21 protein-coding genes and 1 tRNA gene are annotated in these 25,122 nt (G+C 62.3%); 13 read left to right on the forward strand and 9 right to left on the reverse strand.

The window, feature by feature from the left end; translation table 11 throughout:
- Nucleotides 1-98 precede the first annotated feature (98 nt).
- Complete coding sequence (gene ahcY / locus ACN5AZ_RS09020; protein ID WP_419428545.1) at nucleotides 99-1,487, forward strand: adenosylhomocysteinase; 1,389 nt, start codon at nucleotides 99-101, stop codon at nucleotides 1,485-1,487.
- Between the two features lie 54 nt (nucleotides 1,488-1,541).
- Here ahcY and ACN5AZ_RS09025 read toward each other — a convergent pair whose 3' ends face one another.
- On the reverse strand, nucleotides 1,542-2,249 hold the full coding sequence (locus tag ACN5AZ_RS09025; RefSeq protein ID WP_419428546.1) for a response regulator: 708 nt from the start codon (nucleotides 2,247-2,249) through the stop codon (nucleotides 1,542-1,544).
- 289 nt (nucleotides 2,250-2,538) lie between these two features.
- Between ACN5AZ_RS09025 and ACN5AZ_RS09030 the strand changes: the two genes are divergently transcribed.
- A complete protein-coding gene (locus tag ACN5AZ_RS09030; protein WP_419428547.1) occupies nucleotides 2,539-2,880 on the forward strand; it encodes a DUF2853 family protein in 342 nt (113 codons plus the stop codon).
- Between the two features lie 237 nt (nucleotides 2,881-3,117).
- Here ACN5AZ_RS09030 and ACN5AZ_RS09035 read toward each other — a convergent pair whose 3' ends face one another.
- From ACN5AZ_RS09035 to tsaD, 4 genes are read right to left on the reverse strand one after another with little or no spacing between them, the layout of a single operon-like run.
- Complete coding sequence (locus tag ACN5AZ_RS09035) at nucleotides 3,118-3,531, reverse strand: EVE domain-containing protein (protein ID WP_419428548.1); 414 nt, start codon at nucleotides 3,529-3,531, stop codon at nucleotides 3,118-3,120.
- On the reverse strand, nucleotides 3,531-3,800 hold the full coding sequence (locus ACN5AZ_RS09040; RefSeq protein ID WP_419428549.1) for a YciI family protein: 270 nt from the start codon (nucleotides 3,798-3,800) through the stop codon (nucleotides 3,531-3,533). Before ACN5AZ_RS09040 ends, ACN5AZ_RS09035 begins: the two co-directional genes overlap by 1 nt.
- A 3-nt stretch (nucleotides 3,801-3,803) precedes the next feature.
- Entirely contained in the window at nucleotides 3,804-4,766 is a 963-nt protein-coding gene (locus ACN5AZ_RS09045; RefSeq protein ID WP_419428550.1) for an NAD(P)H-dependent glycerol-3-phosphate dehydrogenase, read from the reverse strand.
- The gene (tsaD, locus tag ACN5AZ_RS09050) at nucleotides 4,763-5,842 is read right to left on the reverse strand and encodes a tRNA (adenosine(37)-N6)-threonylcarbamoyltransferase complex transferase subunit TsaD (protein WP_419428863.1); all 1,080 of its coding nucleotides are present in this window, start codon (nucleotides 5,840-5,842) and stop codon (nucleotides 4,763-4,765) included. Before tsaD ends, ACN5AZ_RS09045 begins: the two co-directional genes overlap by 4 nt.
- A 95-nt stretch (nucleotides 5,843-5,937) precedes the next feature.
- On the opposite strand from tsaD, the gene ACN5AZ_RS09055 reads away from it, so the two are divergent.
- The 4 genes from ACN5AZ_RS09055 (at nucleotide 5,938) to ACN5AZ_RS09070 (ending at nucleotide 9,828) form a co-directional block, all read left to right on the forward strand.
- Complete coding sequence (locus ACN5AZ_RS09055; protein WP_419428551.1) at nucleotides 5,938-6,723, forward strand: uroporphyrinogen-III synthase; 786 nt, start codon at nucleotides 5,938-5,940, stop codon at nucleotides 6,721-6,723.
- Between the two features lie 6 nt (nucleotides 6,724-6,729).
- A complete protein-coding gene (locus ACN5AZ_RS09060) occupies nucleotides 6,730-8,139 on the forward strand; it encodes a mitofilin family membrane protein (RefSeq protein WP_419428552.1) in 1,410 nt (469 codons plus the stop codon).
- A gap of 13 nt (nucleotides 8,140-8,152) precedes the next feature.
- Entirely contained in the window at nucleotides 8,153-9,706 is a 1,554-nt protein-coding gene (locus tag ACN5AZ_RS09065) for a heme biosynthesis protein HemY (protein WP_419428553.1), read from the forward strand.
- 46 nt (nucleotides 9,707-9,752) lie between these two features.
- A tRNA-Thr gene (locus ACN5AZ_RS09070) sits at nucleotides 9,753-9,828 on the forward strand.
- Between the two features lie 130 nt (nucleotides 9,829-9,958).
- Here the strand turns inward: ACN5AZ_RS09070 and ACN5AZ_RS09075 are convergent.
- Nucleotides 9,959-12,163 (reverse strand): NADP-dependent isocitrate dehydrogenase, encoded by a 2,205-nt coding sequence (locus tag ACN5AZ_RS09075; RefSeq protein WP_419428554.1) that lies wholly within the window; start codon nucleotides 12,161-12,163, stop codon nucleotides 9,959-9,961.
- A 322-nt stretch (nucleotides 12,164-12,485) separates the two neighbouring features.
- On the opposite strand from ACN5AZ_RS09075, the gene ACN5AZ_RS09080 reads away from it, so the two are divergent.
- The 6 genes from ACN5AZ_RS09080 to yaaA all read left to right on the forward strand — a co-directional run bounded on the left by ACN5AZ_RS09080 (nucleotide 12,486) and on the right by yaaA (nucleotide 20,118).
- A complete protein-coding gene (locus tag ACN5AZ_RS09080; protein WP_419428555.1) occupies nucleotides 12,486-13,895 on the forward strand; it encodes a polysaccharide biosynthesis/export family protein in 1,410 nt (469 codons plus the stop codon).
- A gap of 78 nt (nucleotides 13,896-13,973) precedes the next feature.
- A complete protein-coding gene (locus ACN5AZ_RS09085) occupies nucleotides 13,974-14,765 on the forward strand; it encodes a metallophosphoesterase family protein (protein WP_419428556.1) in 792 nt (263 codons plus the stop codon).
- Nucleotides 14,766-14,886: 121 nt separating this feature from the next.
- Nucleotides 14,887-15,921, forward strand: a complete 1,035-nt coding sequence (locus ACN5AZ_RS09090; RefSeq protein WP_419428557.1) for a lipid A-modifier LpxR family protein — start codon at nucleotides 14,887-14,889, stop codon at nucleotides 15,919-15,921.
- 157 nt (nucleotides 15,922-16,078) lie between these two features.
- The gene (locus ACN5AZ_RS09095) at nucleotides 16,079-17,143 is read left to right on the forward strand and encodes a Hint domain-containing protein (RefSeq protein WP_419428558.1); all 1,065 of its coding nucleotides are present in this window, start codon (nucleotides 16,079-16,081) and stop codon (nucleotides 17,141-17,143) included.
- A gap of 126 nt (nucleotides 17,144-17,269) precedes the next feature.
- Nucleotides 17,270-19,324, forward strand: coding sequence for a DNA helicase RecQ (gene recQ / locus ACN5AZ_RS09100; protein WP_419428559.1), 2,055 nt, complete (start codon nucleotides 17,270-17,272; stop codon nucleotides 19,322-19,324).
- A 29-nt stretch (nucleotides 19,325-19,353) separates the two neighbouring features.
- Nucleotides 19,354-20,118, forward strand: a complete 765-nt coding sequence (gene yaaA / locus ACN5AZ_RS09105; RefSeq protein WP_419428560.1) for a peroxide stress protein YaaA — start codon at nucleotides 19,354-19,356, stop codon at nucleotides 20,116-20,118.
- Nucleotides 20,119-20,123: 5 nt separating this feature from the next.
- On the opposite strand, the gene ACN5AZ_RS09110 is transcribed toward yaaA, so the two are convergent.
- The 3 genes from ACN5AZ_RS09110 to ACN5AZ_RS09120 all read right to left on the reverse strand — a co-directional run bounded on the left by ACN5AZ_RS09110 (nucleotide 20,124) and on the right by ACN5AZ_RS09120 (nucleotide 24,533).
- Entirely contained in the window at nucleotides 20,124-22,643 is a 2,520-nt protein-coding gene (locus tag ACN5AZ_RS09110) for a response regulator (protein ID WP_419428561.1), read from the reverse strand.
- Between the two features lie 183 nt (nucleotides 22,644-22,826).
- Nucleotides 22,827-23,300, reverse strand: a complete 474-nt coding sequence (locus ACN5AZ_RS09115; protein ID WP_419428562.1) for a YqhA family protein — start codon at nucleotides 23,298-23,300, stop codon at nucleotides 22,827-22,829.
- Between the two features lie 54 nt (nucleotides 23,301-23,354).
- Complete coding sequence (locus tag ACN5AZ_RS09120; RefSeq protein WP_419428563.1) at nucleotides 23,355-24,533, reverse strand: acetyl-CoA C-acyltransferase family protein; 1,179 nt, start codon at nucleotides 24,531-24,533, stop codon at nucleotides 23,355-23,357.
- 440 nt (nucleotides 24,534-24,973) lie between these two features.
- On the opposite strand from ACN5AZ_RS09120, the gene ACN5AZ_RS09125 reads away from it, so the two are divergent.
- A complete protein-coding gene (locus ACN5AZ_RS09125; RefSeq protein ID WP_419428564.1) occupies nucleotides 24,974-25,066 on the forward strand; it encodes an isopropylmalate isomerase in 93 nt (30 codons plus the stop codon).
- Nucleotides 25,067-25,122: the final 56 nt, after the last annotated feature.

Consider the following 25,122-nt stretch of genomic DNA (forward strand, 5'->3'; position numbering starts at 1 on the left):
CCTGTTTATGCTTTTTATACCGTAATTCTGATGCGCATTGTCGCGATGGGCAAGGAATGATATTTGCCCGCACAACACAAATGAATGGAGGCAGCCTCATGGCCGCAGATTACGTCGTCAAGGACATCGCGCTTGCGGACTTTGGCCGCAAGGAACTCGATATCGCCGAAACCGAAATGCCGGGCCTGATGGCGCTGCGCGAGGAATACGGTGAATCCAAGCCGCTGAAAGGCGCGCGCATCGTCGGCTCGCTGCACATGACGATCCAGACCGCCGTTCTGATCGAAACGCTGGTGGCTTTGGGCGCGGATGTGCGTTGGGCGTCGTGCAACATCTTCTCGACGCAGGATCACGCGGCGGCGGCGATCGCGGCGGGCGGCACTCCGGTTTTCGCGATCAAGGGCCAGTCTCTGGAAGAGCATTGGGATTACCTCGACCGCTCGTTCCAGTTCCCTGACGGCGCGAACATGATCCTCGACGATGGTGGCGACGCGACGCTGTACGTCCTGCTGGGCGCACGCGCCGAGGCGGGCGAAGACATCATTCCCGTCCCGCAGTCCGAAGAAGAGGCGGTGATCAAGGCGCAGATCAAGAAGCGCATGGAAGCCTCGCCGGGTTGGTTCACCAAGACCCGCGATGCCATTCAGGGCGTGTCCGAGGAAACCACCACCGGCGTTCACCGCCTGTACGATCTGCACAAGAACGGCCAGCTGCCCTTCCCCGCGATCAACGTCAACGATTCCGTCACCAAGTCGAAGTTCGACAACAAATACGGCTGTAAGGAATCGCTGGTCGACGGTATCCGTCGCGCCACCGATGTGATGCTGGCAGGCAAGGTCGCCGTGGTCTGCGGTTATGGCGATGTGGGCAAAGGCTCGGCAGCGTCGCTGGCCGGTGCGGGCGCGCGCGTCAAAGTTACCGAAGCAGACCCGATCTGCGCCCTTCAGGCCGCCATGGACGGCTTCGAGGTGGTTCTGCTGGAGGACGTGGTCGACAGCGCGGATGTGTTCATCACCACCACCGGCAACAAGGACGTGATCCGCATCGAGCATATGCGCGAGATGAAGGATATGGCCATCGTCGGCAACATCGGCCACTTCGACAATGAGATTCAGGTGGCCAGCCTGAAGAACCACAAGTGGACCAACATCAAGGAACAGGTCGACATGATCGAGATGCCTTCGGGCTCGCGCATCATCTTGCTGTCCGAGGGCCGTCTGCTGAACCTTGGCAACGCCACGGGCCACCCGTCCTTTGTGATGTCTGCCTCCTTTACCAATCAGGTGCTGGCCCAGATCGAGCTGTGGAAGAACGGCGACGCCTACCAGCCCGGCGTCTTCATCCTGCCCAAGCATCTGGATGAAAAGGTCGCGCGCCTGCATCTGGGACGTATCGGCGTGAAGCTGACCCAGCTTTCGCCCGAGCAGGCCGCCTATATCGGTGTCACGCCCGAAGGGCCGTTCAAGCCGGAACACTACCGCTACTAAGCGGGGATTGGTTGACCAACGGGGCGGTGGCGCAGGCCGCCGCCCTTTTTTGTTCTACGCTGATTGTTGGTGCGTGCGGTGGCCGGTCCAGCGGGTCAGGGCGTCAATCAATTGTGCGCGGTTCACCGGTTTGGAGAGGACGTCGGACATGCCCGCCTGTAGGCAGGCGGCGCGATCTTCTGTCGCGGCATTTCCGGTGAGGGCGATAATCGGCACGTGGGGCCGCGCGCCGCGCGCCTCGATCTGACGGATGGCGCGCGCGGCTTGTAGCCCGCTCATGACCGGCATAGCCACGTCCATCAGCACTAAATCAAACGTTTGGCGTTCATATCGGTCGATCGCCTGCTGCCCATCGAGGGCCTGAACCAGTGTGACGCCGGTGGGCCCCAGCAGCTTTGCCACCACCATCTGGATGGTGGCGTTATCCTCGGCCACGAGAACGAGCAAACCACTGAAACGGTCGGGGCAGGGCAGGCACTGGCTGTGCCAGATGTCCAACTGCCCGCGCGTGACGTGAAGCGTTACACCCGCCTCTCCGCGCAAAAGCGTGATCACGGTCGGTGCAGGCTCCGTCAACTGGATGGCATGTTCCAGAACAGCGAACAGTTCGTCCTGAAGCCGCGCCTCTGTTCCAAGAACCCGCAGCGGTCCATCCCCGACCTGATCCCGTCGAAGCTGCACCGTGGTTTGCAGATGCGCCGGGGCCAATACGCCGAGAATATCGTCGATCAACGCATTCAGATCGAATTCAGTCTCCGGCATCAGGTCGGGCGTCCTTGCTGAGGGGTGGTGGGCGAAGCTGCGTTGCCTTCACGGCGCACAGTCAATTCATACCGCGGGACCATTAACCCACCTTAAACAGTCCGAAGGTCCGCATGGTATGTCGCAATTTGGTGCCAGTCGGCCCCGGTCGGGGGCACCGGGGGAAATTGCCGGTGCTATTTTCCTTGCGTGATTCGGGTGTCTCGTTAACTTTGGTGCGCAAGGTCGCAAAGGCCGCAACACAAAGGGGCCGCTATGTTCTGCGGCTCGGTACGAGGGAGTGACTGTCATGGGAAAACGTGACGAATTGATTGAAAAATACGCCGACGATCTGCGCAACAAATGCGGTATGGAGCCGGATATGGACCTGCTGCGCAAGGTGACCATCGGCTGCGGCCCGTCGATCTACAATGCGGACGCGTCCACCGTGGCGTCCAGCCAGCCTGCCGAACTGGAAACGGTGAAGGCGAACTTTCTGATGAAGAAACTGGGCCTGTCCGACAGCCCGGATCTGATGGAAGCGATCAATCAGGTCATCGAAACCTACGGCAAATCCGAGCGGAACAAATATCGCGCGGTCATCTATTACATGCTGACAAAGCATTTCGGCAAAGACGCCGTCTACGGCTGATCCGGTCCAAGATTGCGCCGCGGGGTCACACCGGCGGCGCTTTCTTTTGATCCAGTCGTTTCAAATTGTCCCGAAAGGAGCGTTGCCGGAACGGCTACCTGCGGGTATCACTGGTGCATATCTGGCTAGAACGGTCGGACCCGAAATTCAGTTTCACGTGTGGTGCGTAGGGAGCACGTGGGTGAGAGGGGGGTCTTGATCACTGTCAGGGCCCCCCGCTTTTGTCTGATGTTACGCTTACAGGCCGCCGAGGGTGCAGATGATCTGCCACTCGTCTTCGGTGACGGGCTGCACAGACAAACGCGAGCTGCGGACCAAGGCCATATCTGACAGGCGTGGATCGGATTTCACCATGTCCAGCGTCACAGGTTTTTTCAGCGGCTTCACTGCCCGAATGTCCACACATTCCCAGCGGGGATCGTCGGATTTGGAATCCGGGTGGCATTCGGCGCAGATCTCGACGATGCCGACGACCGCCTTTTCTTTCTGGGAATGATAGAAAAAGCCGAGGTCGCCCAGTTTCATCTCGCGCATGAAGTTGCGCGCCTGATAATTCCGGACGCCGTCCCATTCCTCACCCTCGGCCCCCTTGGCGACTTGATCCTCCCATGACCAGGCCGAGGGTTCCGATTTGAACAGCCAGTGAGCCATTAAATGACCTTGTTCCACGGCCGCAGCGTGACCGAGGAAAACAGGCCCGCCTTGGCATAGGGGTCATTGTCGGCCCAATCCTGCGCGGCCGACATGTCTGGCACATCCAGCACGATGAGCGAGCCGCACATATCGCCAGCATCGTCCAGAAACGGGCCCGCCTGGCTGACAACGCCGGTCGCCTTGAGATAGGCGAGGTGGGCGTCACGGTTGTCTTTGCGGATCTGCAGGGCGCCGGGTTTGTCCAGAGCGATGAGGGCGATGAGCATGTCTTATTCTTCCTTCAGAGGTCTGGACAGCAATTGATCCAATGCGTCCGCCACCGTCAAGTCGCCCGTCGTCAAAGAGGCGACAGCCTGTGTGATCGGAAGTGATAGCCCGTGCCGGTCCGCCAGCTGTGCCGCTGCGCGGGCCGTCGCGGCCCCTTCGACGGTTACGCTGGGTTCGAAATCCTCGCCATGGCCCAGCGACAGGCCGAACCTGAAATTGCGCGATTGGTCAGACGTGCAGGTCAGCGTTAGATCGCCCAGCCCGGAAAGACCCGACATCGTGTCCGCCTGTGCGCCGAGCTGTGTTGCCAGCCGCGTCATTTCTGCAAAGCCGCGCGTCATCAACGCGGCGCGGGCGCTGTTGCCCAGTCCGGCCCCGATACAGGCACCGCAGGCGATGGCCATGACGTTTTTCAACGCGCCGCCCAGTTCAGCCCCGATTGTATCGGTTGTGGTGTACAGGCGCAGAACCGGCGTCGACAGCGCCTCTTGTAGGGTGCGCCCTGTCTCGGGATCCTGACAGGCAAGAGTCAGCGCCGTCGGCAGGCCAGAGGCGATATCGCTGGCAAAGCTTGGACCTGTCAGCACCGCAATCTTGGCGGCGGGCGCGGCCTGTCGGGTCAGCTCTGCCACGCCAAGGCCGGTTTCCAGATCAATCCCCTTGCAACACAGGACAATCTTCTTGTCGTCGAGCGGCACCTCGATCTTGCGCAGCAGTTTGCGCAGGCTTTGCGCCGGAACGGCCACCAGAATGATGTCGGCGGATGCGGCGTCCTGCAGATTGGTCACGGCGCAAAGTTTGTCGGGAATACGCACCCCCGGCAGGCGCGGCGAGGACCGGTGATCGCGGATGCGGGAAACGGCGTAGGGGTCGCGCGCCCAGATCGTCACGCCGTGCCCCGCCTGCGTCAAGGAAATGCCAAGAGCCGTCCCAAAGGCCCCCGCCCCGAGGATCGCAATGCTCATGCCTTGGCTCCTTTCTTGCCGTGGCCGACCAAAGGCGCAGCCGTTTTGTCCAACGGCCAACGGGGTCGCGCCGACAGGGTCATGTCGTGCGCAACACCGGCTGCAAGCAATTCCGACCCAGCATAGGCGATCATCGCTGCGTTGTCCGTGCACAGTTTTAGGGGCGGAGCGGTAAACCGAACCTTAGCGTCGAAGCAAATCTGCTGCAAAGTGTCACGAATGGCCATGTTGGCAGCAACCCCTCCTGCCACGGCCAGTGCGGGCTCGGAAGGCGCCTCTTGCATATAGATGGCGATGGCCCGACGGGTTTTCTCGGCCAGAACATCGCGCACGGCGGCCTGAAACCCGGCGCACAGATCGGCGCGGTCCTGACGGGTCAGGCCGCCTTTGTCCGCGATGATCGCATCGCGCTGGCGCATCAATGCGGTCTTCAGGCCGGAGAAAGACAGATCGCACCCCGGACGGTCCAGCAGCGGGCGGGGGAACCGGTAGGTCTTGGGGTTGCCGTCTTTGGCCTCCGCCTCGACCGAGGGACCACCAGGCTGGGGCAGGCCCAACAGGCGCGCGGTCTTGTCAAAGGCCTCTCCCGGCGCGTCGTCGATGGTGCCACCAAGGCGGGTGAACGCCTGCGGGCCGCGCACAATCAGGAACTGGCAATGCCCGCCAGAGACGAGCAGCATCAGATAGGGATAGCTCAGCCCATCGGTCAGACGCGGCGTCAAAGCATGCCCCGCAAGGTGGTTCACCCCGACCAACGGCTTGCCCAGTCCCGTGGCCAGCCCCTTGCCCATCATCACACCGGACAAAACGCCGCCAATCAGCCCCGGCCCGGCGGTGACCGCAATCGCATCGATGTCCTGCAGGCGGACCTGCGCTGCGTCCAAGGCGCGTTCCACGCAGTGATCGAGCCGCTCGGCATGGGCGCGGGCGGCGATTTCCGGCACCACGCCGCCAAAATCCGCGTGCAAAGCGCTTTGCCCTTCGACGACAGAGGACAACAACGCGCGCCCGCGCAACACTGCCGCTGCCGTGTCATCACAGCTGCTTTCAAGGCCAAGGATCAATGGGTCGGTCACGGTGCGGTCCTCGCGTCTGGCCATGGGGCGACATTGCCATAAGTGGTGCTAGCGAGTACCACCTGTATGCCTGCCTCACAATGTCAGAGACCTTGATGCCCACAGACACGGCCCAGCCTTGCCGCGATCCGGTGCCCACCGTGTTGATGACGCGGCCACGGGCAGCCTCGGAGCAGTTTGTTGCGGCGTTGCGTGCGCAGGGTCACCGCTTCGACGTTTGTCTGTCCCCGCTGTTTGATATCGTCCCCCTGTCGCCGGATGTGACATTGGACGGGGTGCGCGGGGTGATCTTTAGCTCTGCCAATGGTGTGGCGGCGTGGGTGTCGATGCAAATGGCGTGCGATCTGCCCGCCTATACGGTGGGCAGGGCCACGGCGGCAGCGGCCTGTGATGCGGGGTTCGAGGTGCGAATCATCGCGCAGGACGCGGCGGATCTGGTGGCACAAATGCTGGCGCAGCCCGTTTGCGGTCCGCTTTTGCATCTGGCGGGCCTGCACCGGCGGGGGAATATATCGGAAAAATTGTCAGCATCGGGGATCCCGACCACAGCCGTGGTCGTTTACGATCAGCCGCAAATTCCGCTCTCTGACGCTGCGCAAGCCTTGCTGACGGGGCAAAACCCCATCATCGTTCCGGTGTTTTCGCCTCGGACGGCGAATTTGCTGGCACAATCAGGGGGGAATGCGCCCTTACATGTTGCGGCAATGAGCGAAGCTGTGGCCTTCAACCTCGCGCCGTTACATATAGTATCACAGAAGGTCGCGGCGCGGCCCGATTCAAGCGCGATGCTGGAGGCGGTCAGCGCATTACTGACCGAGGCACAGGCGCATTATAACGAAAACCGGAGAGCCTGCTCTCCGGCCGACAGGTTGAAAGGGTGACAGGACGTGGCAAACACGACTGAGGACAAATCGTCCAAGCAGACCAAAACCGACGCCGAAGAGGCGCTGCGCGAGGAAACATCGCAAGGTGCCGCCGCCGTCGAGGCCGAACCGGACGCAAATGAAACCACAGATGACGATGCCGCGCTTGCGCCAGACGTAGATCCAGATCCCGATGCCGAAGGCACCGCCGCGGTTGATGCTGTGCCTGACGCCAACGAGACAACCGACGACGCCGAAGTGGTCGAGGCTTCCGCCGCGTCCGGGGACGAAACCGCTGCGGACGATACCGTTGAGGAAGAGCCCGTTGAAACCGCCGCGCCCAGCGATCCCGTTGCCGTTGCGCCGGTGCCTGCGGTGCAGCCCGAACAGAAACGTGGCGGCTTTGTCCCGCTGGTTCTGGGAGGAGCCGTGGCAGCCGGACTTGGCTATGCGGCGGCGTTCTTTGGTGTCGTGGGCGGGGACAGCCCGTTCGAGACGGAAACCCGTGACGCCCTGACCACCCAGCAGGCGCAGATCTCCGATCTGGGGGCCTTGCCTGATGCGGTCACCAATCTGCAGGCGCAGGTGGACGGCATTGATCTGGGCGCGCTGGATGCCGGTCTGGCCGGTGTGCAGGATGCCTTGTCCGATATGGATGGCCGTCTGACGGGGCTTGGCGACCAGATCGCCGCCATCGACAGCCGCATGACCGCGCTGGAAAAACAGCCCTTTGCGGAGGCGGTCTCGCCTGAGGCGATTGCCGCCTACGAGCGCGAGCTGGAACAGCTGCGCACCGCCGTGGCCGATCAGAAGGCCGCGCTTGAAATCGAGAAAGCCGCCCTGACCGAGACGCTGAACCAGCGTACCGCAGAGATGCAGCAGATCGTCGAAGAAGCCCGCGCGCTGGAAAACAACGCCGAGGAACAGGCGCGACTGGCCGCTGCACGCGCCGCGCTGTCCGATGTGATCGCGCAGGTGCAGGCGGGCGCCCCCTTTGCAGAGCCTCTGGCCATGCTGGGGGACAACGGTGTCGACGTCCCCGAGGCGCTTTCGGCCACAGCGGCAGATGGCGTGCCCACGGTTGCCGCGCTGGCTGCAAGCTTCCCCGATGCGGCGCGCGCAGCCCTGTCGGCCTCGCGCACCGCCGCCACCCCCGAGGGCGAAGAGCCCGCATCCGGCGGGTTCGGCGCGTTCTTCCAAAGCCAGCTTGGCGCACGGTCGGTCACCCCGAAAGAGGGCACCTCCACCGACGCCATCCTGTCCCGTGCCGAAGCGGCCGTCGGACAGGGGGATCTGGACACCGCTCTGGGCGAGCTTGACGCCTTGCCGCAGCCGGCAAAAGACGCGATGTCGGATTGGCTTGCACGGGCTGATCTGCGACGCGATGCTCTGGCGGCGGCGTCCGGCCTCGCCCAAGACCTGAACCAGCAATAAGGGTAACGAAAACATGTTGTGGTCACTTATCAAGATCGTGGTTTTCGTCGCGCTGGTCGCGGCGCTGACCCTTGGGCTGGGCTATCTGATCGAAGCGGACGGAACCGGACTGGCACAGGCCCGCATCACGCTGGCCGGTGTGGAATACACACTGACGCCGTTGATGATGTTCCTTGGTGCGCTGGTTCTGATCGCCGCCGTTTGGCTGTTCATCCAGCTTTTCGTTCTGGTCATTGCGACGCTGAAATTCATCAACGGTGATGAAACCGCGCTGTCGCGTCATTTCCACCGCAATCGCGAGCGCAAGGGCTATCAGGCGCTGAGCGAGGGGATGATGGCGCTGGCCTCGGGCGAGGGGCGTGTCGCCATCGCCAAGGCGCAGCGGGCCGAGAAATATCTGCACAAGCCGGAGCTGACCGATCTGGTCACCGCGCAGGCCGCCGAGATGATGGGCGACAGCGCGAAGGCCGAGCAGGTCTACAAGCGCTTGCTGACCCGCGAAAACACTCGCTTTGTCGGTATCCGTGGCATCATGAAGCAAAAGCTGGCCACCGGAGACACCGACACGGCGTTGCAACTGGCCGAACGCGCCTTTGCGATCAAGCCCAAGCATGAGGAGGTGCAGGATACGCTGCTGCAGCTTCAGGCCGAGAAAGAGGATTGGACCGGCGCGCGTCAGACCCTGTCGGCAAAGCTCAAGCACGGCAGCCTGCCGCGCGATGTCTTCAAACGGCGCGATGCGGTGCTGGCGCTGAGCCAGGCGGCAGAGATCGCCGATAACGAAGACAGCGCCAAAGCGGCGGAAAAGGCGGTCGAGGCGAACCGCAATTCGCCCGATCTGGTGCCCGCAGCCGCCATGGTCGCGCGTCATTTCATCGAACAGAAGCGCCCCCGCAATGCGGTGCGCGTTCTGAAAAAGGCGTGGGAAGCCCATCCGCACCCCGACCTTGCCGCAGCCTACGCCGAGATCGAGCCGAACGAGACACCAGAGGCCCGCATCAAACGCTTTGTTCCGCTGACCCGTCTCAAGCCGGATCACCGCGAGACCAAGCTGCTGCTGGCGGAACTGAACCTTGCCGCAGAGAACTTTCCCGAAGCGCGCCGCGCCTTGGGCGATCTGGTGGAAAAAGAACCCGATGCCCGCGTCCTGACCATCATGGCCGCGATCGAAAAGGGTGAAGGGGCCAAGGATCAGGTGGTGCGCGGCTGGCTGGCCAAGGCGGTCACAGCGCCGCGTGGTCCGCAGTGGGTCTGCGACAACTGCAACACGATCCACGCAGACTGGCGTCCCACCTGCACCAATTGCGGCGCGTTTGACACCCTGTCGTGGAAGACCCCGCCACAGTCCGAGGTTGTGCTGCCCGCCGGTGCGAACATGCTGCCGCTGCTGATCGGCTCCATGGAAGAGCCTGCAACCGATGTCACCACCACCGAGGAAGAGGCCGCGCCTGCCAAGGTGATCGACATCAGCCCGGAGGCCGCTGCAGAGCCTACGGAGACCGCCGCAGCCAAGCCTGAGGCGGAAGACGCGGAGATCGTCGAAGACGACAAAAAAGCCGCCAGTTAGGGCTTTTCAAGCGGTGGACGGTTTGCTAATTGGCCGTCCACCAGAGGCCGCTGTAGCTCAGCTGGTAGAGCACGTCATTCGTAATGATGGGGTCGGGGGTTCGAGTCCCTTCAGCGGCACCACTTCCTGAAAATCCGCATCTATTCCAAGCTCTCCGCTTTGCGAGGGCTTTTGTTTTGCGCGATTGGCCCGAGCCCACGAAAAAACCCGCCGGAGCGACCGGCGGGTTTGTATTTTTGCCTGTCGGGCGGATCAGCCGATGATGGCGTTCAGCGTGGCCGAGGGGCGCATCACCGATGCGGTTTTGGCCGGGTCGGTGTGGTAGTAGCCGCCCAGATCCGCAGCGGAGCCTTGGGCCGCGGCCAGTTCGGAGACGATTGCCGCTTCGCCTTCGGCCAGTGCTTTTGCGATGGGGGCGAAATGCGCCGCCAGATCGGCGTCGTCGGACTGTGCCGCCAGCGCTTCGGCCCAGTAGCGGGCGAACCAGTAGTGGCTGTCGCGGTTGTCCGGCTCACCCACCTTGCGCGAGGGCGAACGGTCGTTGTCCAGAATGCCCTGCGTCGCGGTTTCCACCGCATCGCCCAGAACACGCGCCTTGGCGTTGTCCTTTTGATCCGCGAGGAATTTGAACGATTCGCCCAATGCGCAGAACTCGCCAAGGCTGTCCCAGCGCAGGTGGTTTTCCTGCTGCAGCTGCTGCACGTGCTTGGGGGCCGAACCGCCCGCGCCGGTCTCGAACAGGCCGCCACCGTTCATCAGCTTCACGATGGACAGCATCTTGGCCGAAGTTGCCAGTTCGAGGATCGGGAACAGGTCGGTGAGGTAGTCGCGCAGCACGTTGCCGGTGATCGCGATGGTGTTCTCACCCTTGGTGATGGTCTCTAGCGAGGCGATGGTTGCCTCACGCGGGGCCATGATCTCGAACTTGTCGGCAACGCCTGCCGCTTCGAGGATCGGCTTGACCATTTTGATCAGCTCGGCGTCGTGGGCGCGGGTTTCGTCCAGCCAGAAGATCGAGCGGTAGCCGGTCGCCTTTTGACGCGCGATGGCCAGTTGCACCCAGTCTTCGATCGGGGCCTTGCGGGCCGAGGCAGAGCGCCAGATGTCGCCCGCTTCGACGCTGTGCGAATGGAGCACGGTGCCGTCGTCGAGGATCATCTTGACGGTGCCCGCCTCGGGGATCTCGAACGTGGTCGGGTGGCTGCCGTATTCCTCGGCTTTCTGCGCCATCAGGCCAAGGTTCTGAACGGTGCCTGCGGTGGCGGGGTTCAGCTTGCCGTTCTTTTTGAAGAACTCGATGGAGGCGTCATAGACCGGTGCATAGGAGTTGTCGGGGATCACGCAGTTGGTGTCCGCTTCGCGGCCATCCGGGCCCCAGCCCTTGCCGCCTGCGCGGATCAGCGCGGGCATAGATGCGTCGATGATCACGTCCGACGGCACGTGCAGGTTGGTGATGCCGCGGTCGCTGTCGACCATATACATCGGCGGACGTTCGGCGGTGACCTTCTCGATGGCCGCCATGATCTCGGCGTCGTCTTTGACCTTTTCCAGCAGGCCGCCCAGACCGCCGTTCGGGTTCACACCCAGCGCGTCGAGCTTTTCACCGTACTGTTCGAACACCGGGGCCAGCCATGCTTTGACAGCGTGGCCAAAGATGATCGGGTCCGACACCTTCATCATCGTGGCCTTCATGTGCAGCGAGAACAGCGTGCCTTCTTCCTTGGTCTTTTCGATTTCCTCGGCGAGGAAAGCGTCGAGCGCCTTGGCCGACATAAAGGTCGCGTCAACCACGGTGCCCGCAGGATAGGACACGCCGTCCTTCAACACGGTTTCGCCAGACGCGGTTTCCAGCACGATCTTGGCGGTGGCAGCAGCGTCGAGCGTTGCGGACACTTCGTTGGACCGGAAGTCGTTGCCCGACATGGAGGCCACGCGCGTTTTGCTGTCGGACACCCACTCACCCATGCGGTGCGGGTTGTCTTGCGCGAATTTCTTGACCGCAGCGGCGGCACGACGGTCCGAGTTGCCCTCGCGCAGCACGGGGTTCACGGCAGAACCCTTGATCGTGTCGTATTTCGCGCGGATCGCTTTTTCCTCGTCGGTGGCGGGCGTCTCGGGGTAGTCGGGCAGGGCAAAGCCTTGGGCCTGAAGCTCTTTGACGGCGGCCACAAGCTGCGGCACGGAGGCAGAGATGTTCGGCAGTTTGATGACGTTGGCCTGCGGGGTTTTCACCAGCTCGCCCAGCGCTGCCAGATCGTCGGACTGCTGCTGCTCTGGGGTCAGCGCCTCGGGGAAGGTGGCGATGATGCGCCCGGCAAGGGAGATGTCCTTGGTGCCCACGGACACGCCAGCGGCGGCGGCGAACTTCTGGATGATCGGCAGGAAAGAGGCCGAGGCGAGCTCGGGCGCTTCGTCGACCTTGGTGTAAATGATGTCGGGTGTGTTCGTGTCAGACATGGGATTCCCCCCGTTGCTTGAGTTGCGCCCTGCATAGGCCATCCGCAACCAAAGGTCTACAGTATGCGGCGGTATACATTCCTTGATGGGCTGACTTTTTGTAAGGCCGGGCTGCCGCCCTGCGCGGCGGCATGCAATCCGTCGGCAAAGATCTGCTGCTGTTGCAGATATGCACGGAATATGGTTCATGATCCGGCAAAGCAGGGCGGAACAGTCGCACCGATGTGGGTTTCAGCGTATCCCTAGACCCGACATTACGGTCAATCGGCGTTATATTCTTCTCGCGCCATAGATAACTCTGGAATGAAAGAACGGAACCGGCATGAGTGTTAATCTCTCGACCAATTCTGCGGATCTGGCGAGTGGCGTGCTTGGCGCGTTCGGTCGCAAAATTCTGGTAGGGGCATTGGCCCTGTCTTTGTCTGCTTGCGGCGTGACCTACAAAAGCCCGTCGATCCGCGACACCGCTGCCGGTCAACCGGTAACCGTGGTTGAGATGACGCGTCTGGCCGTGCAAAGCGCCAACGCGTCGCCCTATACGCCGCGCGCCTTGCCCGCTGTTTTCTATGCCGGCGCGGGGACCGGCAGCATTCAGGGGGCGGGAGCCCTGCCTGCAGCGCCATATTTGCCGAACGAAAACCGTCGCACACTGGAATACCGGCCGCTTCCCGACACTCCGGCCACGCCCTATCGTATCGGGGTGGGCGACCAGCTGTTGTTGGCGACCAAATCGCAAGGATCGACCGTCGAACAGCTAACGGGCCTTTTGGCCGCTGCGAACCAGCGCCAAGGGTATACCGTCCGCGGGGATGGCACCATCGCCATTCCGGAAATCGGCGCAATCGAAGTGTCCGGTCTGACACAGGAAGAGGCCGAGAATCGCCTGTTCCAGGCCTTGGTGAACGCGCAGATTGACCCGACCTTCAGCCTTGAAATCAGCCAGTTCAATTCGCAGCGTGTCGCTGTCGGCGGCGCGGTGCGGCAAGCGACGGTGGTACCGATCACGCCCAGCGACCTGACGCTGGGGGAGGCGCTGATCGCCGCAGGCGGACCGGTAATTGAAGATCGCGAGTTCGCGTCCATCCGCGTGTACCGTGACGGGACGTTGTACCAGATTCCATACGAAACCTATGTCCAGAACCCAGGTCTAAAAGATCGTCTGCTGCGCAATGGCGATGCGGTTTTTGTCGATACGACATACGATCTGGATCGGGCGCTGACGTTCTACCGCGCGCGGGTTGATGTGATTTCGCTGCGCACACAAGCCAAGTCGGCTGCAATCGCGGCACTGAACGCAGAGATCGGCCTGCGGCGGGCTGCCTTGAACGAAGAGCGTAGTAACTTCGAGCGTCGCGCTCAGCTTGGCGAAGATACGCGCGACTATGTATACCTTGCGGGTGAAGTCGCCTCGCAATCCCGTGTGGCACTGCCTTATGGGCGCCGTGCCACGCTGGCGGATGTGCTGTTCGAACAAGGCGGTGTTGCGAAGACAACGGGGGATCCAAGCCAGATCTATGTTGTGCGCGACGGAGATATGTCCGGCGTTCCCGGTGAGCTGGCGGCGTTTCACCTGAACGCGGTGAATGCGGCGAATCTTGTCCGCGCGACAGAATTCGAAATGCGCCCCAACGATGTCATCTTTGTTGAAGAGCAGCCCATCACGAAATGGAGCCGCGCGTTGAACCAGCTGTTCCCGACGGTGATCAATCGCACGGCTGCCGCGCTTCAGTAACGGCTGAAAAGGGCGGAAGTTCTCTTCGGTTCGCTTGTCCGTCTTGCGAACCGGAGCGGAGCATTTCTATATAGCGCCATGAGTGTTCTTAAACGTCTTTTCGGTCGTCGTCCCGAACCCGCCCCGCGCAAGGCCCCGTCCAGTCCGGCAGCCGCGCCCCAGATTCCCTTTGACGCGCCGATTGCGCCTGACGGCCCTGTGTTTGTCGTGGGCGACGTTCACGGCCGTCACGATCTGATGATGCGGCTGTTCGAGCGCATCGAACAGATCGAGGACACGCCGCGTGTGGTCTTTGTCGGCGACTACGTGGATCGGGGCGAGCAATCCGCCGATGTTCTGCGCACGCTACAGGGGTTGAGCGCCCAGTTTGGCGATCTGCTGACCTGTCTCAAGGGCAACCACGAGGCGATGATGCTGGAGTTTCTGGCAAATCCCGAACGGGCAGGCCAGCGGTGGTTGCGCCACGGCGGGTTGCAGACGCTCGCCAGTTTCCGGATCTCACGTGCCTCTGACACATCCATGACAGAGCTGCGCGACCAGTTGCGCGACGCCATGGGGCAGGATCTGATCGATTGGGTCACGGGCCTGCCTTTGCGCTGGCAAAGCGGGAACCTTGCAGTGGTTCATGCAGGGGCCGATCCCTTGGTGCCCATGGACCGTCAATCCGACGACGTTTTGATGTGGGGCACCAGCCAGTTCATGCTGACCAACCGTATGGACGGTGTCTGGGTCGCGCATGGCCATACCATCGTGCGCACACCGCAGGCGCAATCGGGACGGATTGCCACCGATACAGGCGCTTACGCCACGGGGCGGCTGACTGCGGCCCATATCGTGCCGGGGGATGTGCGCTTTATCGAGGCGACCTGAACCGCCACGCGGGGCAAACGGGCAACAGGAGTGACCAATTGGCAGCACCGCGCTTTCGGCGCGAATCGTTCCTGTGTTACGGTGATCCTGCCCGGGGGGGCACCGATGACCGAGGACCGTGATGATCCGTCGTTTTGCCGTGGCTGCAACAGCAGCGACGATGCTTGCCCCCATTGCGCAAGCCCAGACCTTTGATGCCGACGCTTATGCGGGTGGCGCATATGATGACGCGATGCCCGCCTATCAGGCAGACGCGGCAGCGCAGGCCTATGGCGGTGTCGATTACGGGCGTCGCGGGTTTCTGGGGCGCGAGGTTCTGGGCCACGGGCGTCTGACCACCAACGACCTGTTCGGCGACGGCAACGACCGCTGGCAGACGGGATCGGTGGCCACGTCTCGGGTGGTGGGCCGTGGCGGCTGGACGGGGTCCTTGCCGCAGCAGCCGTTTGACATTCTGGAATACCGGCTCTCCGCGCAGGTGATCGCGCCCGAAGATATCCGCACCCCCGATGCCGAGGATCGCCCCTTTGCCGGGGCGCTGTCGCTGGGCGTTCACACACATTTCGCACGCGGCCCGCTGGAGATGTCGGCGGGGGCCAATCTGGTGGTCACGGGCTCGCAGACCGGTCTGGGCGCGTTCCAGACAGCGGTGCATGATGCGCTGGGGGTCGAACCTGCGTCCATAGATGTTCTGGATGACCAGATCGACAATGACGTCCACCCGACTTTGGTCCTTGAGGCCGGTAACCCCATGGGGCTGGGCGGCACGGCTGTTCTGCGCCCCTTTGCCGAGGCACGCGCCGGTGTCGAAAGCATGGTGCGCGTCGGGGCCGATCTGACGCTGGGCACCGTGGGTCAGGGCGAGCTGATGGTCCGCGACAGTGTCACAGGCCAGCGGTACCGCGCCGTGACCGCACCTCTGACCGGCTTTTCCTATGTGGTGGGCGGTGACATCGCCTATGTCGACAGCTCGGCCTTTCTGCCCGAGGACGACGGCTATGAGGTCAGCGAGACGCGCAACCGCCTGCGTGCGGGCATCCATTGGCAGGGGGAGCGCAACGCCGCCTTCTACGGCATCACCTATCTGTCGAAAGAGTTCGAGGATCAGGACAGCGGCCAAACCGTGGGGTCTGTGCGGCTGGATTTCAAATTCTAAGGCCCGGCGCAGCGGTGTCGCTTTTTTGCACCGCTGCCCATCAGGGGGCAATACAATTTAATCTCTAAAGTATAGTGAGTATTTTCAGCCAAAAGTTGTTCCGTTAACCTTCCGTTAATAACTAAAAAAGTTACGTATCGAGGCAGGAAAGACAGGCATGGGAACGGGCTATCGAGGCACGTTCGTCATCTCTTGGTCGCAGACGGAAATAGACGGTCTTAAGGCCGCACCACCGTCCGCATTGATCGTCGGGGCCGCATGGTCCTGGCAAGGGGAACCGGTCCGCGTGGATGGGCCGAGCTCTGTATTGCGGCTGGACCAGGCCGATGGCGAAGCAGATATGCGCAAGCGCGCTGCACGGATGGTGCGGCGCCTTGTGGGGGCGGCTGTGACACATCAGCCGCGCATAGAGACCGTCGAGGTGGAACACCCGCTGACGGATTCGAACTTTGTGGTGACAGACGGGTCGACCAGTTACACGGTCACGCTGATACACGTGGGCGCGGATCAGCGACCGCTTTTGATGTTCCTTGACGATATTCCGCCAGCGGGGCGGGATCTGTGGATCGTGCATCATACGCTGGACCCCGAGGGGACAAATGCCGATGGCGAACAGTCCTCTGGCGTGATCTGTTTCACACCCGGCACGCGTATCCTGACACCAAACGGCATGAAATTTGTCGAGGATCTGCGCGAAGGCGATCAGGTCCAGACAAAGGACAGCGGGGCGCAGGAGATCCAGTGGATCGGCTCACGGCGCATGTCCGGGGCGCGTCTGTTTGCGATGCCACGCTTGCGGCCCATTCGCATCCGGCCCGGTGCCTTTGGCATCGGTGAGCCGGACGAAGAGCTGCTGGTCTCGCCCGAGCACCGGATGGTGGTCAAGGGCGTCACGGCCCGCGCCCTGTTCAACACGCCAGAGGTTCTGGTCGCCGCGCGCGATCTGGTCAACGGCACCTCTGTGCGGCTGGACACCACCGTGAAGGAGGTGACCTATGTGCATCTTCTGTTGCCCCGGCACGAGGTTCTGTTCGCCAATGGCGTGGAAACCGAAAGCTTCCACCCCGCAAACACCGCCATGTCGACGATTTCGGATCAGGACCGCGCGCGGCTGCTGCAACGTCTGCCCGGTGTCGCGGACAACCCGCATTCCTACGGGTCCTATGCGCGGCGCAACCTGTCCTCCTCCGAGGCGGCCATCCTGATGCATGAGGTCGCCTGAGCCTCGCATATTTTGATGAATAACGCCCCGGCACGCGCCTATATAGCGTGTCGGGGGGTTGATTCACCGAATCTTAGTATGAGAATGTCGGGATAAAGCAGTCCGCACATCCTGACAGGCCCTCCCATGCCCCGTGATACCGCCGCGCCTCAGGCGTTGCTAAAGAATATCTTTGGCTATGATGCCTTTCGTCCCGGACAAGAAGAGATCGTCCAATCCGTGGCCGATGGGCAAAATGTGCTGGCCATCATGCCCACGGGTGGCGGTAAATCCCTGTGTTTCCAACTGCCTGCCTTGATGCGCGGTGGGGTGACGGTGGTGATTTCGCCGCTGATTGCCCTGATGCGCGATCAGGTGCGCGGCCTGCGCGAGGCGGGCGTGGCAGCAGGGGCGCTGACCTCTGGCAACACGCCGGAGGAAACCGATGCGGTCTGGGATATGCTGCACGCGGGCGAGCTGAAGCTTTTATATCTCGCGCCGGAACGGCTGGCCAACACCGGCACCCAGCGGATGCTGGCACAGGCGGGCGTGTCCCTGATCGCTGTGGACGAGGCGCATTGCGTCAGCCAGTGGGGGCATGATTTCCGTCCCGACTACCTGCGGATCGGGGAGTTGCGGCGCGCGCTGGACGTGCCGCTGGCGGCCTTTACCGCCACCGCGGATGAGGAAACTCGCGAAGAGATGGTTGCGCGCCTGTTCGATGGCGTTATGCCGACCACCTTTCTGCGGGGGTTCGACCGTCCCAACATTCATCTGGCCTTTCAGCCCAAGGACGGGCCGCGCGCACAAATCCTGACATTTGCCGGCGCGCGTCGCGGGCAGTCGGGCATCGTCTACTGCGGCACGCGCAACAAGACAGAGGCCATCGCGCGTGCGCTGCGCGAGGACGGCCACGCCGCCTGCCACTACCACGGCGGGATGGAGGCGGACGACCGCCGCGCGGTGGAGGAACGCTTTGCCACCGAAGACGGGCTGATCGTCTGTGCGACCGTGGCCTTTGGCATGGGTGTGGACAAACCCGACATCCGCTGGGTGGCCCATGCGGATCTGCCGAAATCGATCGAGGGCTATTATCAGGAAATCGGTCGGGCGGGGCGTGACGGGGCACCGGCAGAAACCATGACGCTGTATGGGTCCGAAGACGTGCGGTTGCGCCGCGCCCAGATTGACGAGGGGCTGGCGCCGCCCGAACGCAGACAGGCGGATCATGGTCGTTTGAATGCGCTTCTCGGTCTGGCCGAGGCGCTGGGCTGCCGTCGTCAGGCGCTGCTGGGGTATTTCGGCGAACAGGCGGAGCCCTGTGGCAATTGTGATCTGTGCGACCGGCCGCCCGAACTGTTTGACGGCACCGAAGCCGTGCGCAAGGCGCTGTCGGCTGCCCTGCGCACCGAGGAAAGCTTTGGCGCGGGGCATCTGATCGATGTTTTGTTGGGCCGCGATACGGACAAGATCAAATCCCGCAGCCACGATCTGCTGCCGACCTACGGCGTGGGCAAGGATCTGACAAAAGGACAATGGCAGGCGGTGTTCCGGCAGATGATGGGCCATGATCTGCTGCGCCCCGATGCGGACCGGCACGGCGCTTTGGTCATGACGGATCGGGCGCTGCCCATCCTGCGCGGCGAGGAGACGATCCAGCTGCGCCGTGATGTGGTGACCAAGGCCGCGGATCGCAGGCCCGCGGTCAAGGCACTGGTGAGCGAGGAGCACGCGCCCATGTTCTCGGCGCTGAAGGCAAAGCGCACCGCGCTGGCCAAGGATGCGCGCGTCCCGCCCTACATGATCTTCAATGACCGCACCCTGATCGAGATGGCCGAAACACGGCCCCGCACGCTGGATGATATGGCACGGGTCGGCGGTGTCGGCGCGAAAAAGCTAGAAAGCTACGGCATGGCGTTTCTGGAGGTCATCAATGGCGCCGCGCAAGAGGTCCATCCGGTGCGTCGCAAACTGGCCGCGCGCGGATCGGGCAGCCTGTATGATGCGCTGCTCGAAGCGCAGGCAGAGCTGTTGCGCGGTCCCGATGGCACGGACAAGCCGCTGTCTTGTACCGCCTCTGCGCTGGCAAAGCTGGCAGAGATGCGCCCCGATACGCTGGACCGGATCGAACGTATCATCGGAGACAAACGCGCGGAACGTTTTGGGAACGCTTTTCTGGACGTTCTGACCCAATCGGACTAAATCACGCCTCGATAGACAGAGGTGACAGAATGCTTGTGGTGATTTCCCCGGCGAAAAAGCTGGATTGGACAGAGAAAAACGTCGAGATGACGCAGCCGGTGTTTCAGGCCGAGGCCCATGAACTGGCCGAGGTTGCGCGCGGTCTGAGCCATGATGAGCTGAAATCCCTGATGCATTTGTCCGATGACCTGACCACCTTGAACGCCGACCGGTTCAAGGCGTTCACCGACACGCCCGAGCCAGAGGATCTGCGCCCCGCCGCGCTGGCTTTTGCCGGTGATACCTATCAGGGCTTGGAAGCGGGCACATTGGACGCGGACGAGATGCGCTTTGCCGATGATCACCTGCGGATTTTGTCGGGCCTGTATGGTGTATTGAAACCGCGCGACGGGTTTCAGGCCTACCGGCTGGAAATGGGGTCGCGCTTGAAGACCGCGCAGGGCAAGAACCTGTACGACTACTGGGGCGACAAGATCGCAGCGCAGCTCAAGGCCGAGGCCGATATTTTGGGCACGGACACTTTGGTCAACTGCGCCTCGCAGGAATATTTCGGGGCGGTCCCGCCAAAGGCGCTGGGCCTGCGGATCATCACGCCGCAGTTTCTCGAAGATAAGCCCGGCGGTCCCAAGATCGTGTCGTTCTATGCCAAGCGCGCCCGTGGCAGCATGGCCCGTTTCATCATTCAGCACCGTCTGAACGACGCCGACGCGCTAAAAGATTTCGACTTTGGCGGCTACAGCTACCAGCCAGAGCTTTCGACACCGGACAAACCGGCGTTTCTGCGCGCGGGCTGATGGCGTTACGCAGCAGGCTGCGGGGCATGTGTGTATTGCGCAATCTTTGCAGCCAACTCGACCTTGCGCAGGGGTTTTGACAGATAATCTGTCAGCCCCGCCTCAAGGATCAGATCGCGGTCTCCGGCCATGGCATGCGCGGTTACCGCGATAATTGGCACTGGGGGGGTGTCTGCGCCTTCGAGTTTGCGGATTTCGCGGGTGGCTTCCTTGCCGTCCATCTGCGGCATGGAAATGTCCATCAGGATCAGATCGGGGCGCTGATCGCTAAAGGCCTTAACCGCCTCGATGCCATTGTTGGCAAACCGCAATTTGACCGGCATGGTCTTCATCATCTTGGAAATGACCAGCTGGTTGGTCTTGTTGTCCTCGGCCACCAGAACATCAAGCAGCGCGCCTGAATGTTGCGGCGTGTCCGGCTGCGGCGGGGCGGGCTCGGTGGCGGTCGCAGAGGATGGTAGGGCATTCAGCCCCTCAAGCGCGGAGAACAACATCCGCCGCGGTACGGGCTTTTGCAAGACTGCGATGACCGCATCACAGTCGGCCTGCGGCACCTGCATTGGCGTGTCGGAGAATACGATCACGGGCAGCCCATATCCGCCGATCTGCAATTGCCGTGCCAGTTCCACGCCGGTCATATCCGGCAATTCCTGTTCCACCATCAGTAAGTCGGTGCCCAGTTGCACATGATCGATTGCGTCGGAGGCGGTTGAGCAGAACGATATTTCCAGCCCCAAAAGAGACAGCTGTTTCGTCAGGATGCTGCGGTGCGGGCCGTGGTCATCGACGACCAGAACGCGCTTGATACGTGGCGGCAGACTGACCGCTTCGGGTTCGGATGTGTCACGGTCCAGCGGAATGCGCAGGCCAAAACAGCTTCCGCGCCCGGGCTCGGAGTCGACCCAAACCTCGCCCCCCATCATCTCGACCAGTTTGCGCGTGATGGCGAGACCAAGACCGGTCCCCTCGAACTTGCGGTTCCGCTCATCCTCGACCTGATTGAATTCGCCAAAGACGTGATCAACCTTGTCCTTGGCAATGCCGATGCCGGTGTCCTCGACCGTGATGTGGACAGACGCACGGTCATCGTGATCTGGCGCGCCCACAACGCGCACCAACACATGACCCGTGACGGTGAATTTCACCGCATTGCCCACAAGGTTCGTCAGAATCTGCCGGATGCGCCCGGCATCCCCCACAAAGCGGGTGGGCAGGAACATGTCGTAGTCGACCAGCAGAGCGATGTCCTTGTCCCGTGCGGTGGGCTGCAACAGCATGATGACCTCGTGGATCGCGCGTTCAAGGTCAAGCACCTCCGGGTGCAGTTCCAGCTTGTCCGCCTCGATCTTCGAGTAGTCGAGAATGTCGTTGATGATCACCAGCAGGGATTCGCCCGACGAGCGGATGGTATCCGCATAAAGCCGCTGTTCCTCGTTCAGCGGGGTGTCCAGCAACAGATCCGCCATGCCGACCACGCCATTCATCGGCGTCCGGATCTCGTGGCTCATATTGGCGAGGAAGGTGGATTTGGCACGGTTGGCGGATTCCGCGCGCACCGTCGTGTCACGCAGCCGTTGCTGGTCATGTTTGATCTGGGTGATGTCCACGCGCAGGCCGACCCGCCCGCCATCGGTGGTTTCCGCCTCGTAGATCCGCAGCCAGCGCCCGTCGTCCAACTGTTCTTCGCGTTCCTTATCGTTGGATCTGTGCTTGATCAGCCGCTCTTCAAGCCATTCTTCCTCGCGACCGATGGCGCTTTCATATTGCTGGCGTTCCAGCCCGTAGCGCAGAATTTCCTCGTATGTGGCACCGGGGATCATCGCCGGGGCGCTGGCCTTGTAGTAGTCCTTGTAGGGCTGGTTGCACATCAGCAACCGGTCTTCGGCATCATAGATGACAAAGCCGTCCGGCAGCTCCTCGACGGCGGACCACATCCGCATCAGTTCGGTGATGTCGATTGACAAGGACACCACGCCGCCATCGGGCAGATGCCGGTCGCGCACCTTGATGAAGCGGCCATTCCACAGCCGCAGGGTCTCGTTCGGGATCGGGTTCTGTTCCCAACGGGACAGCATGCGCAACTGCCATCCCTTCGGGTCCTCCCCCTGCAGATCGACGATCCCCTCATCGGCCATCGCAGCCAGCACTGTGGCATAAGAGGCGCCCGGCGCGATACATTCCAGCCCGTCAAAGGCGGACAGATAAGCGGGGTTCGCCAGCTCCATATTGCCATGCGCGTCGAACATGGCAAAGCCGTCGCGGATGGTTTCCAAGGCAGACCAAAGCTGTTCTGTCACCACTTCGATCTTGGCCGTGGCCTGTCCCAATTGTTGGACAACCCGCTGGTGCTGGGTGCGCACCTGCGCCACCTCTACCCGTGTTTCCCGGATCTCATGCGACAGTTTCAGCGCATGATCGCCCAGACGTTTGTTCGCCTCGAACAGCTCTTTTTGCTTGAGCTCCAGCAGCCGTTCAGCGGCCAGACGCGCGCGCCGTTCCTCCGCCAGACGTTCCGCCAGATCCATGCAAGGTGCCTCCAAAGTTCGGCGCAGTTTTCTACCAGTGGTATGAAAATCGCCTTAAATCGGATGCAAAATAGAAAATGGGGCAACGGGTGAGGTGGCCAGCGTGAGGATGCAAGGTTGCTGGCAGCTGTGTTATAGCGCAGTGTCTGCCCCCATCAGGAGGCCGTGCGGCGCGCGCCAATCTCACTTTTCGGCGGCTTTTCCGGATTTCACGCTCAGGAAATAGGTCAGCGCCGCGATCACCGCTGCAATACCCGCGCCAGCCCCCATCAGATCTGCGTCGCCGGTGACGGCCTTGCCGAGAAACACCACGGCCAGGACAACGATCACAACCGCGACCAGTTTGTTTTTCAAATCGTCCAGCGTTCGGATCTTCAGCCAGTCCGGCAGTGGCAGCGTGCTGTCGATGAACAGCGAATACAGCCCGACCGAGACGATGTAGAAGACGGTGCCCATCAGGAACAGATCGATGATCTCGATAAATTCCAGTGCAAGCGCCTTGGCCCCTTTGCTGGACACAGCACCGTAATCAACCACCCCCGCGATCAACTGGATGCCCTGCAGGAAGCCGTAGACCAGCAAACAGGTGGCCGCAGCCAGCGCGCCGATCACCGCGATCAACACAAGATACCGGGCATTGGCAAGCAGGGGCCGCATCAACGTCATCCTTCGCAAGGTAGGTCGGGGATTTTCCCCGACCTGACAAGCCTATCACATACGTTCGATGGCGAGCGCAATGCCCTGACCGCCCCCGATGCACATGGTGATCAGCGCGCGCTTGCCGCCGGTGCGCTCCAGCTCGTACAGGGCTTTCACCGTGACGATGGACCCCGTCGCGCCAACGGGATGGCCCAGCGCGATGGCCCCGCCGTTGGGATTGACCTTGGCCGCGTCAAGGCCAAGCGCCTTGTTCACCGCCAACGCCTGCGCGGCAAAGGCTTCGTTGCTTTCGATCACGTCAAAGTCGCTGACGGACAGGCCCGTGCGATTGCACAGCGCCTCGACCGCCGGAACGGGGCCGATGCCCATCACCTCGGGGCGCACGCCTGCAACGGCATAGCCCAGAACACGCGCCTTGGGCGTCAGCCCCGCCTGCTGCGCCGCCGCGCCACGGGCAAGCACCAAAGCAGCCGCGCCGTCGTTGATGCCCGATGCGTTGCCTGCAGTGACAGAGCCGTCTTTCTTGAACGCGGGACGCAAACCGGCCAGCGCCTCGGCCGTGGTGGCTTTGGGGTGTTCATCGGTCTTGAACGCGACCATCTCGCGGCGTTTCTTGACCTCGATCGGGACGATCTGGCTGTCGAAATAGCCCGCTTCAATGGCCGCCGCCGCGCGCCGCTGGCTTTCGAGCGCAAAGGCATCCTGATCTTCGCGGCTGATCTCGTGTTCGGCAGAGACGTTTTCCGCCGTCACGCCCATATGGCCGGTTCCGAAGGGGCAATTCAGCGCGCCCAGCATCATGTCCAGCGTGCGGATGTCGCCCATTTTGGACCCCCAGCGCTGATCCGGCACGATGTAGGGCGACCGCGACATGCTTTCGGCACCGCCGACCAGCGCGAAATCCGCATCGCCCAAGGCCAGCGATTGCACGCCGGAGACGATGGCCTGCGCGCCAGACCCGCACAGGCGGTTCACGTTCATCGCCGGGGTGGTGTCGGGGATGCCCGCCTGCATCGCCGCGACCCGCGACAGATACATGTCGCGCGGTTCTGTGTTGATGACGTGGCCGAACACCACATTGCCGATCTGCGCGCCCTCGACGCCTGCGCGCTCTAGCGCGGCTTTGGAAACGGCTGTCGCGGTGTCAATCGGGGCCACGCCCGCAAGGCTGCCGCCAAAGCCGCCAATGGCCGTGCGTGCGCCGCTCAGGATTACGATATCATCGGTCATGTCTCTCTCCCCTAATGGTTGCGGCGACTATGCGGCGCAACGCTGGGAATGTCAGCCGCAACGTCCCGTCAGACGCAGCGCTGTCACGGGGTCATGTCCAACCGCGATAATTGAAAGGAGGGCTGGCGGGTTTGGTAGTGCGTTTGAGAGAGACCAAACGCGCCAGCCCTTTCCACAGAGAGTTCTTTCCTCGCGATGGCAACCCGCGCTGAGGAACCTGTGGTCCGTTATCGCTAAGGACCGAATATCGGGGTGCCGAAGGGCCGGAGGAAGAGAACTGAGACATGCGGTATCTATGGCGCAAAGGGTCTTACCGCCGCGCTAAGGGAGTAAGGTCATACGGTGGCAGGCCCGTGGAATCTTTGTCGCGGGGATGGGAAGGCGCACGGATACGCGTCTGGCCCCTTGCGAGACTCACTTTTCACAGGTATCTGAGCGCCATGGCCAGAACGCTCAACCTCGGAGATCGCGCCCGCCTGCGCGAACGTTTCTTCGGTGCCACCCATACGGTGCGCGCCCGCCTATCTGCGTGACGATCTCGCACCCCCGGCGGTGCGGCCAGACGCCATTATGACGTCTCCAGCGCAGA

The sequence above is a fragment of the Sagittula sp. SSi028 genome, from assembly GCF_048553715.1.
Classification (GTDB): Bacteria; Pseudomonadota; Alphaproteobacteria; order Rhodobacterales; family Rhodobacteraceae; genus Sagittula.

What these genes read in the sequence shown, in the direction of transcription:
- ahcY (WP_419428545.1), top strand. Translation starts at nt 99, where the DNA reads ATGGCCGCAGATTACGTCGTCAAGGACATCGCGCTTGCGGACTTTGGC.
- ACN5AZ_RS09025 (WP_419428546.1), bottom strand. Translation starts at nt 2,249, where the DNA reads ATGCCGGAGACTGAATTCGATCTGAATGCGTTGATCGACGATATTCTC.
- ACN5AZ_RS09030 (WP_419428547.1), top strand. Translation starts at nt 2,539, where the DNA reads ATGGGAAAACGTGACGAATTGATTGAAAAATACGCCGACGATCTGCGC.
- ACN5AZ_RS09035 (WP_419428548.1), bottom strand. Translation starts at nt 3,531, where the DNA reads ATGGCTCACTGGCTGTTCAAATCGGAACCCTCGGCCTGGTCATGGGAG.
- ACN5AZ_RS09040 (WP_419428549.1), bottom strand. Translation starts at nt 3,800, where the DNA reads ATGCTCATCGCCCTCATCGCTCTGGACAAACCCGGCGCCCTGCAGATC.
- ACN5AZ_RS09045 (WP_419428550.1), bottom strand. Translation starts at nt 4,766, where the DNA reads ATGAGCATTGCGATCCTCGGGGCGGGGGCCTTTGGGACGGCTCTTGGC.
- ACN5AZ_RS09055 (WP_419428551.1), top strand. Translation starts at nt 5,938, where the DNA reads ATGCCCACAGACACGGCCCAGCCTTGCCGCGATCCGGTGCCCACCGTG.
- ACN5AZ_RS09065 (WP_419428553.1), top strand. Translation starts at nt 8,153, where the DNA reads ATGTTGTGGTCACTTATCAAGATCGTGGTTTTCGTCGCGCTGGTCGCG.
- ACN5AZ_RS09075 (WP_419428554.1), bottom strand. Translation starts at nt 12,163, where the DNA reads ATGTCTGACACGAACACACCCGACATCATTTACACCAAGGTCGACGAA.
- ACN5AZ_RS09080 (WP_419428555.1), top strand. Translation starts at nt 12,486, where the DNA reads ATGAGTGTTAATCTCTCGACCAATTCTGCGGATCTGGCGAGTGGCGTG.
- ACN5AZ_RS09085 (WP_419428556.1), top strand. Translation starts at nt 13,974, where the DNA reads ATGAGTGTTCTTAAACGTCTTTTCGGTCGTCGTCCCGAACCCGCCCCG.
- ACN5AZ_RS09090 (WP_419428557.1), top strand. Translation starts at nt 14,887, where the DNA reads ATGATCCGTCGTTTTGCCGTGGCTGCAACAGCAGCGACGATGCTTGCC.
- ACN5AZ_RS09095 (WP_419428558.1), top strand. Translation starts at nt 16,079, where the DNA reads ATGGGAACGGGCTATCGAGGCACGTTCGTCATCTCTTGGTCGCAGACG.
- recQ (WP_419428559.1), top strand. Translation starts at nt 17,270, where the DNA reads ATGCCCCGTGATACCGCCGCGCCTCAGGCGTTGCTAAAGAATATCTTT.
- yaaA (WP_419428560.1), top strand. Translation starts at nt 19,354, where the DNA reads ATGCTTGTGGTGATTTCCCCGGCGAAAAAGCTGGATTGGACAGAGAAA.
- ACN5AZ_RS09110 (WP_419428561.1), bottom strand. Translation starts at nt 22,643, where the DNA reads ATGGATCTGGCGGAACGTCTGGCGGAGGAACGGCGCGCGCGTCTGGCC.
- ACN5AZ_RS09115 (WP_419428562.1), bottom strand. Translation starts at nt 23,300, where the DNA reads ATGCGGCCCCTGCTTGCCAATGCCCGGTATCTTGTGTTGATCGCGGTG.
- ACN5AZ_RS09120 (WP_419428563.1), bottom strand. Translation starts at nt 24,533, where the DNA reads ATGACCGATGATATCGTAATCCTGAGCGGCGCACGCACGGCCATTGGC.
- ACN5AZ_RS09125 (WP_419428564.1), top strand. Translation starts at nt 24,974, where the DNA reads ATGGCCAGAACGCTCAACCTCGGAGATCGCGCCCGCCTGCGCGAACGT.